Below are 708 nucleotides of genomic sequence, written 5' to 3' on the forward strand. Positions count from 1 at the left end.
ACCGTAATCCCGCACAAAGGGGTTGGGCATGTTCGCGCAGTCCCCGGCGGCCACGGTCAGCCCGTCCGAGGCCAGGGCCCGGGAATCGACCACGATCCCGTTCTCCACCGCCAGGCCCAGCTGCCCGGCCAGTTCGGTGCGCGGGACCGCGCCCACGCCCACCAGCACCACCTCGGCCGGCACCACCGTCCCGTCCGCCAGTTCCACCCCGGTCACCCTGTCGTGCCGGCCGGTGATCCGCCCGACGGCGGCGCCCAGAATCACCTCGGTGCCCCGGCGCCGGTGCGCCTCCAGGTAGAAGCCGCTGGTGGCCTCGGACACCGCCCGCCCGATCAGCCGGGGCGCGGCCTCGATCACGGTCACGTGCCTGCCGGCGGCCCGGGCGCCGGCGGCGACCTCCAGGCCGATGAACCCGCCCCCGATCACGGCCACGTGCCGGGCAGCGCGCAGCTGCCCGGCCAGGATCCCGGCCTCGTCGGCCCCGCGCAGGTAGCTCACGCCCTCGAACTCGGACCCCTCGAAGGGGATCTTCCGCGCCGCCGCCCCGGTGGTCAGCGCGAGCCGTTTGAACGGGAACACCCGCCCGGACTCGGCCACGGCCTCACCGCCGCCGTCATCCCGGGCGACCTGGACGATCCGTTCGCGCACGGCCAGCCCGATCCCCCGGTCCGCGTACCACTGGTGGGTGCGGAAGGTGAGCATATCGGC

Annotated in this window: 1 protein-coding gene; it reads right to left on the reverse strand. The window is 74.9% G+C overall.

Translation table 11 applies throughout. The annotated features are described in order from the left end of the window. The coding region (locus HGG74_RS17685) for an FAD-dependent oxidoreductase (RefSeq protein ID WP_168488497.1) at positions 1–708 on the reverse strand (708 nt) is incomplete at both ends.

Source organism: Arthrobacter mobilis, from assembly GCF_012395835.1.
GTDB lineage: Bacteria > Actinomycetota > Actinomycetes > Actinomycetales > Micrococcaceae > Crystallibacter > Crystallibacter mobilis.